Genomic DNA, 4,419 nt, shown 5'->3' with positions numbered 1-4,419 from the left:
AGAAAAAGCAAATATGTTCCAATCATGCAGTATAGCCGAGCGGCCTGAAATATAAATCCAAATTGATAATATTCCTTGAACATTTTTTCTCACAATCCCCTCTCAATTACCATGGAGGGGTTGTGAGAAAAATGTGGAGCTCTTACGAAGCTAAAATTGAGATTTCTTAAAAAAATTATATGCCAAAATTTGTTTTGACCTTAGAATTCCGGCGATTATCTGAGACAATAGCCTTTGGGACCCCGCCATAGAATTGCAGGGCATGAACACAGCTGGCGATCAGATCACCGCGTTTTTGACTCATGCAGGCCCTTGCATAAGTGTATTGGCTACATGGAAGAAGCGCTACGAATACTTCTACCGCAGTAACTTCCCCGGTCTGCTTATCGACTATATGCAGCTTCTTACCAGCAAAATCAATGAACATCTCCTCTCCGGCAAGATGTTCGAGTTTCATCGATCCTTTTTCCCTTGGATATTTACGCCGATAGTGTTCCAGGAACTGGGTGTAACTGTAGGCATCCTGTGCCTGCCCGACATATTGCTGATAATGATGTAAAAAGGTAAAACCGGGATGGTGACGAGCCTTATTGACGCTCTCAAAATAAAGCATCAGTTCATTATGGCGTGCTGTATCAACAGTGGTATGACAGGAAAACAGCTCGGATAATGCGCCGGAATCAAAATTCAGAAGCTCTTCCAGTGAGTATTCGCTTGCCGTAAACAATTGCATGTAAGTGTTCACGGTATTACGGGAGATCCCCAGGATCGAGCCTATCCTACGGTTGCTGGTCCCGTCAAGATGTAACGTAATTATCTGTTTTAAGTCCATCGGATCAAGTATGTTGGCCATGTCGCTACGTTGTATTTATAGCGACAAGGTAAATTCTTGATCTTTTAAAGTGGCACAAATCGAACCGTAATCCGCTGCTATCTAAATTCGTGACTGCCAAAAAACACTGGCATCATCCGAACCGTAAAAGATGTGATCAACAACGGGATAAACTGGCACCTTTTGAACCCTAATGACTGGCATCATCCGACCGAAATATCTGGCACAAATCGAACCGGAGTATCCATCCGGAATCTCGAATTATGAAGACCTCATCAGGATTTAGCCAATGTTATAATGCGCAAGCTACTGTTAACGAGGATATGATTGTCGTTGGTGCTTACAGCAATGAACACGGAAATGATAGATCTGAATTTCTGCCGTCAATAGCTTCCGTACCGACAGAATTAGGTGCAATAGCAATTGCGGTAGCTGATACTGGATATTTTAGCGAAAATAATGCTTCTAATGTCCCAAAAGGTATCATAGCTGTTATCGCTACATCAAGAGAGCAGCATAATAGCTATCTGAAAAATGCTTTAAACCCAGATCCAGATCACATTGATTCTAATGATGATGGGTCACCGCAGCAAAGTGTGTCAGTGATCGAGCAAATGAGGATGCGTTTAAAAATCCCTGCATATAAGGCCATTTACAAAAAGCGAAAGCAAACAGTCGAACCAGTTTTCGGCATTATTAAAAGCGTTTTAGGCTTCCGACAATTTTCATTAAGGGGAGTATCAGAAACAGACAGTGAATGGTCTTTAATATGCCTGGCATATAAAATGACACTATTTCAAAAACTGTGTAAACTAAAAATCGGAGATTTTAACTCCGATTTTTTATTTTTAACAAAACACAGTTTATGAGACCAGAAGATTTGTTGACCGATGAATTTTTGAAACAGTTCAAGAGCCGCGACACGCTCAATGACTTTCTAGGCCAGTTGCAGAAAAGGGGCATTGAGAAGATGCTGGAAGGCGAACTGGACGGGCACTTGGGTTATGATAAGCATGAACAATCGCACAACAACAATTCCCGTAACGGCTATGGTAAAAAGAGGATTAAGACCAGTTATGGGGAATCTGAAATACGAATGCCCCGAGATCGGGATGCTAGTTTTAATCCTATGATTGTCCCTAAACGAGAGAATATGGTGGACGGTATAGAAGAGGTGATTGTGTCGCTGTATGCCAAAGGAATGAGCGTTTCTGACATCGAAGACCAAATCAGGGATGTTTATAATTTTGATATTTCGACATCAACCATCAGTCGCGTCACTTCTCGGATAGCAGAAGATATCGTTAGCTGGCAGAATCGTCCATTAGAGCCTGTCTACTTAATTGTCTGGATGGATGGAATTGTATTTAAAGTGCGTGAAAACAGTAAGCTGATCAACAAGACAGTTTACATCGCTGTTGGACTCAAACGTGATGGCTATAAGGAAATATTAGGCATGTGGCTTGGTAAAAATGAGTCTGCTGCTTACTGGATGAGTGTTTTGACAGATATGAAGGCCCGTGGGTTACAAGATATCCTGATCACAGCCACCGACAATCTCAACGGCTTTACCCAAACGATTCGATCTGTTTTTCCAGAATCTGCCACTCAGATATGCGTCGTTCATCAAATCCGGAATAGCTGCCGATATGTAGTCTGGAAAGACAAAAAGGAGTTCAGTCGTGATTTGAAAGATATTTATGGTGCGCCGACCCGGCAAGCTGCCTTCGCCGCCCTGGACAGCCTCGAACTTAAATGGAACAGTAAATTTTCCTATGCTATCAAAAGCTGGCGTGAGAACTGGGATGAGTTAACTGTATTCTTTGATTTTCCATTGGAGATTCGTCAGATCATTTATACCGCGCGACGGTCGCCACAAATCTAATCGAGAACCTAAATGGGAAAATAAGAAAGTACACCAAGAACAAACTATCATTTCCAACGGATGAAGCGGTAATAAAATCGGTATACTTAGCTTTGAGAGAAGCCTCCAAGAAGTGGACTATGCCTATTCGGAATTGGGGTATGATACTTAATCAGTTTTTAACTATTTTTGAAGATAGGGTCAGGCTGTAAGCTTCGACCGACCCCGATTGAAAAGTTTACACAGTTAATAAGATAGTCCCAAAACAACACAAGTCGCGCTTCACTAAATTTCACGATGCTTTATTCAATTTATGCCAGCTCTTCATTACTTTCATCAATCTTTTCTCCCGAATCCTGCCATAGTTTTTCAAATACTTGGTTGATGTAAGCCCCAAACAAGCCGCAACATCATCCGTCGACATCATCATTTCATTTATTGCGATGTCACAAAATGTCTTTCTCGCAACCTTGGTTGTTACCAGTTGTGGAATTCCCACATAAAGTGCAATATGTTTTAAGGTTGCATTTCTGCTTTTGTTACTTTTTACCGGCAGCCGGTTCATTTCTCCACCATATTTATTCAAAATATGCACTGCCGGCTCTAACAATTTCACAGCAAAAGGCTTTTTCGTCTTATTCCTTTTTCCTTTTAAAAACAATGCGTCCTTATAAGGTTCAATCCGAAATTCCTTTTTTGTGTAATCACAATGATGCATCCCGGAAAAGCAGTTAAAAACGAAAGCATCCCTTTCACTGCTTAAAACGTCAGCCGATTGTTTCGAAATTTGATCATTCTTAACCAAAGCATCAAAATCAAATTTCCAAAGTTTATCCAATTGAAATATTGATAAATAAGTAGTATCAAGATAATCCTCCGAGTCCGTCGCGCCTGGTACAACTTGATTCATTGCGTCGATCCTTGGCGATAAACCTTCTTTAACGGCCCATTTAAGTACTTGCTTAGAATAAGCACAGACCTTTCTCGCAAAACGCGCCCCAGATCTGCCAGTAGCAATCATGAATTGATATAGGTCATTTAGGTAGCTATTTGGCAATTCGTAAGGTTTAGTTACATGAATTTCGTTAAAATAGTCTAAGATGTGGCGTGCATAGTTTTCGTTGATATCGAGAGTACTCTGAGTTATAACCGTTTGCTCAACCATTTGTGCTCTTAATGTCTCGAATTTAGAGTTAATTTCTTTGAGGCTATAATTTAACTTTACCCGGCAATTGTAATGATCCTTTACTATAATCGGTGTCACGTAATCAAATTTTGTCAACAGGATATCGTAGAGCCTGTTAAGCCGAAAAGTAATTTCATTCAATGTCCGATTAGCTCTTTCAACAACCTGGCCCTGCCCTCTATACGCTGATCAGCCGGGCGCCATTCCGATTTTTTGCAATTAATTTTTGTCGCACCCAGTTCAAGGGCTTGATTCTCAATTGAAATTCTACACTGAATTGAACCAACAGGATCGTCCTGTACTAATTGATCCTTTGCTTCCGATTTCCGAAACCAAAATAAAATTTTCATGGAAGGGGTTTTTACTATTTGTTACGCAGATTAGTGAGTGGTACTAAAGTGCCGTAATCGGCAATTTTTGGATCAAGCCAAATTCTTGGGGGGAATTGAATCGGGACTTCATGCGTAGAGTTTGGATAGTCTGAAAAGGAAGAATGAAATATCCCTGACACCCCGTGAGGTGGAACGGAACGCTTTT

At 40.9% G+C, this 4,419-nt stretch carries 6 protein-coding genes; 3 read left to right on the top strand and 3 right to left on the bottom strand.

The features are described from left to right. Window positions 1-175: 175 nt before the first annotated feature. Window positions 176-853, bottom strand: coding sequence for a hypothetical protein (locus RB622_RS29855; RefSeq protein ID WP_308050497.1), 678 nt, complete (start codon window positions 851-853; stop codon window positions 176-178). A gap of 242 nt (window positions 854-1,095) precedes the next feature. Between RB622_RS29855 and RB622_RS29850 the strand changes: the two genes are divergently transcribed. Genes RB622_RS29850 through RB622_RS29840 form a run of 3 tightly spaced genes read left to right on the top strand, consistent with a single transcriptional unit; the run spans window position 1,096 to window position 2,908 of the window. Continuing rightward, the gene (locus tag RB622_RS29850) at window positions 1,096-1,701 is read left to right on the top strand and encodes a transposase (RefSeq protein WP_308050495.1); all 606 of its coding nucleotides are present in this window, start codon (window positions 1,096-1,098) and stop codon (window positions 1,699-1,701) included. Further along, on the top strand, window positions 1,698-2,717 hold the full coding sequence (locus RB622_RS29845; protein ID WP_308050494.1) for an IS256 family transposase: 1,020 nt from the start codon (window positions 1,698-1,700) through the stop codon (window positions 2,715-2,717). Before RB622_RS29850 ends, RB622_RS29845 begins: the two co-directional genes overlap by 4 nt. Continuing rightward, a complete protein-coding gene (locus RB622_RS29840) occupies window positions 2,666-2,908 on the top strand; it encodes a transposase (RefSeq protein WP_308050499.1) in 243 nt (80 codons plus the stop codon). The genes RB622_RS29845 and RB622_RS29840 overlap by 52 nt, the downstream gene beginning before the upstream one ends. An 80-nt stretch (window positions 2,909-2,988) precedes the next feature. Here RB622_RS29840 and RB622_RS29835 read toward each other — a convergent pair whose 3' ends face one another. Continuing rightward, window positions 2,989-3,960 (bottom strand): hypothetical protein, encoded by a 972-nt coding sequence (locus RB622_RS29835; RefSeq protein WP_308050493.1) that lies wholly within the window; start codon window positions 3,958-3,960, stop codon window positions 2,989-2,991. 59 nt (window positions 3,961-4,019) lie between these two features. Further along, complete coding sequence (locus tag RB622_RS29830) at window positions 4,020-4,232, bottom strand: hypothetical protein (protein WP_308050492.1); 213 nt, start codon at window positions 4,230-4,232, stop codon at window positions 4,020-4,022. Window positions 4,233-4,419: the final 187 nt, after the last annotated feature.

The organism is Dyadobacter sp. LHD-138, assembly GCF_030929615.1.
Lineage (GTDB): Bacteria > Bacteroidota > Bacteroidia > Cytophagales > Spirosomataceae > Dyadobacter.
Note: the sequence above shows the minus strand (reverse complement) of the source record. Positions and strands in the feature narration are given on the sequence as shown.

What these genes read in the sequence shown, in the direction of transcription:
- RB622_RS29855 (WP_308050497.1), bottom strand. Translation starts at nt 853, where the DNA reads ATGGCCAACATACTTGATCCGATGGACTTAAAACAGATAATTACGTTA.
- RB622_RS29850 (WP_308050495.1), top strand. Translation starts at nt 1,096, where the DNA reads ATGAAGACCTCATCAGGATTTAGCCAATGTTATAATGCGCAAGCTACT.
- RB622_RS29845 (WP_308050494.1), top strand. Translation starts at nt 1,698, where the DNA reads ATGAGACCAGAAGATTTGTTGACCGATGAATTTTTGAAACAGTTCAAG.
- RB622_RS29830 (WP_308050492.1), bottom strand. Translation starts at nt 4,232, where the DNA reads ATGAAAATTTTATTTTGGTTTCGGAAATCGGAAGCAAAGGATCAATTA.